Below are 2,419 nucleotides of genomic sequence, written 5' to 3'. Positions count from 1 at the left end.
GCCGGCGCCGCCGCCGGCATGGTTGATGCCGTGCGCGCACCCGTCGAGGCTCATACCCCGCCGCCCCACCTGCGCCCCACCACCGCAGTAGGCCGTATCGGTTAACGCCACGACGGGTGCCACACCACGCGCACGGCACCCCGGCCACAGCAAACTGGGAATGTCACACGAAAAGGTAAGGTCACTCAATGACAGAGCTGGTCGTTGCAACGCCGCATTTGAAGGAACTGACTGACAAACAGGCCACCGCGTCGAAGGCTTTGGGCACCGCGGCCGGGGCTGCCGACGGGATCGGTGAGCGGGTGTGGATCAGTCACGGGGTGGCCTGCGGAATGGCCAACTACGCCGTCCAACTGGCCGAAGACGCCCGCCGCGCCGCCTGCAAGGCCCTCCAAAAGGCGTCCACCGATCTGGCCCATAAGCTCTACACCGCCGCCAACACCTACGACCGCACCGACCAACACGCCAGCGACAACCTCGACAACCAAATGCGTGCCGGCTAAACAGATTCGCTTCTGTCCCTGCCACTGGCCGCGGCCGTCGCACCGATGGAGTCGGGGAGGTGCAGGCGCGGCGCATATGGCCGTCACCGGCTACACATAGTAGTCGCGCAGCGTTCGGCGAGCGTTCTCCTCGATCACCAATGCTGGCTAGACAGGCCGAGTCTGGGCGGCGACAACACAGTTGAATGGGGCGACGCCCCGGGGCGATCCCAAAGTTCTTTGTTGAAGACGAGTTTGCCGGGCATTCTCGACGCATACCAGGATCATTCCGAGCGGATTGGTCGGGGCAGCAGACGGCCACGCGGGAACAAGTACCGATAGGGGGTGCTTGATCTCTCGCCTCAGCGATTCTTCAAACAGGGTGGAGCTCACAACACCGGCGTGCTGCCCAACAGGGCGGCGACGGCGGTGTGCCTACGCTCGCGAGACATATAGCGATCCTGTGCCATCGCCATTTTCGAATGCTTGAGGTGATCGGCGCCCACGTGAGCGGTGCACGGCGAAACGGGTGTCCAATTCATGTTGGCCTGACCCCGTTTGGTTGATCCATGGGCTTATGAGAGTCTTGCAGCCCACGACGTGGGCAGGAAGGCTCAACAAGATCATTGCGACGAGGAAGCGGCAAAGCCCGGAGCAGATTGTGCGCAAGCTGATGGCGGCCGATCGGCTCCTGGCCGAGGGTAAGGACACCGCGGTGGTGTGCCGCGAACTGGGTGTCTCCGAGGCCACCTACCACCGGTGGCGTAACCAGTTCGGCGGGTTGAAGGCCGAGGACGCCAAACGGCTCAAGGACCTCGAACGCGAGAACACCACCCTCAAACGCCTGCAGACGCGGAGTTGGAGAAGGACGCGCTGCGGGAGATCGCGAAGGGAAACTTCTAGGCCCGCAACGCCGGCGGGCGGCCGTTCGTCACCTTCAGCGCGTGCTGGGGGTCAGTGAACGGTTTGCCTGCCGCGTGACCGGGCAGCACCGCGCCACCCAGCGACACGCAGCCGTTTCTGCCGCGCCAGAGGATCCCGACGCCGCCCTGCGAACCTGGCTTCGCTAGTACGCCAAAAAGCCACCCACGACGTGGGTTCCGACCTGCGTATCACGACGCCCGCGCTGAAGGCTGGGCAGTCAATCGCAGGAAGGTGCAACGCCTTTGGCGCGAAGAAGGACTTCGAGTACCGCAGCGCCGCCGCAAACGCCACGGCAGCTCCACCGCGCCAGCGACCGTAATCGCCGATGCGCCTAACCGGGTGTGGGCGGTGGACTTCCAGTTCGACTCCGCCACCGGCGGACGTCCGATCAAGATCGTTTCGATCATCGACGAACACACCCGCGCATGCCTCGGTGGGATGGTTGAGCGCAGCATCACCGGCGAGCACCTCATCGCCCAACTGGACCGCCTGGCCGCCGAGCGTGGCACCTACCCGGCCGTCCTGCGATGCGACAGCGGACCCGAATTAGCCTGGAGCGCAATGGCCGAATGGGCCGCCGGACAGGTCGGCCTGCACTTCATCCCGCCCGGCGAGCCATGGCGAAACGGCTACGTCGAATCCTTCAACTCCCGCATCCGTGACGAATGCTTGAACATCAACAGCTTCTGGTCGATGGCCCAGGCCCGTGTGGTCATCAGCGACTGGAAGCACGAGTACAACCACCATCGCCGGCATTCGTCACTGGGCTACCAGGCGCCGGCCCGCTACGCTGCCACCTGTACCCACCAATGAACGACTCTCGTTCGCCGTGGACCAGGTCACGAGGTCCGGTCAATAGCAGTGACACCCCACCCAGGGCAAGCCATCTCAGGTGTCACCTACCAGTGCCGCAGACCCGTTATCGCAAAATGTGTGTCGGTGGTGGTGGTGATCGTCATTTAGGGTATTGCGGGAGGCTTTGGCGTGCTTGCGTATTGGTGGTGGCGGTGTTG

General features: G+C 64.0%; 1 protein-coding gene and 1 pseudogene. Both read left to right on the top strand.

Annotated features, from left to right (window positions below; translation table 11 throughout):
* Window positions 1-188: 188 nt before the first annotated feature.
* A complete protein-coding gene (locus SKC42_RS27310) occupies window positions 189-503 on the top strand; it encodes an ESX-1 secretion-associated protein (protein WP_330967350.1) in 315 nt (104 codons plus the stop codon).
* A gap of 604 nt (window positions 504-1,107) precedes the next feature.
* Window positions 1,108-2,219, top strand: a pseudogene (locus SKC42_RS27305) (IS3 family transposase).
* Window positions 2,220-2,419: the final 200 nt, after the last annotated feature.

It is taken from the genome of Mycobacterium sp. 050134 (genome assembly GCF_036409085.1).
In the GTDB taxonomy this organism is placed as follows: Bacteria; Actinomycetota; Actinomycetes; order Mycobacteriales; family Mycobacteriaceae; genus Mycobacterium.
Note: the sequence above shows the minus strand (reverse complement) of the source record. Positions and strands in the feature narration are given on the sequence as shown.

Coding starts and splice junctions, on each gene's coding strand:
- SKC42_RS27310 (WP_330967350.1), top strand. CDS start 189: ATGACAGAGCTGGTCGTTGCAACGCCGCATTTGAAGGAACTGACTGAC.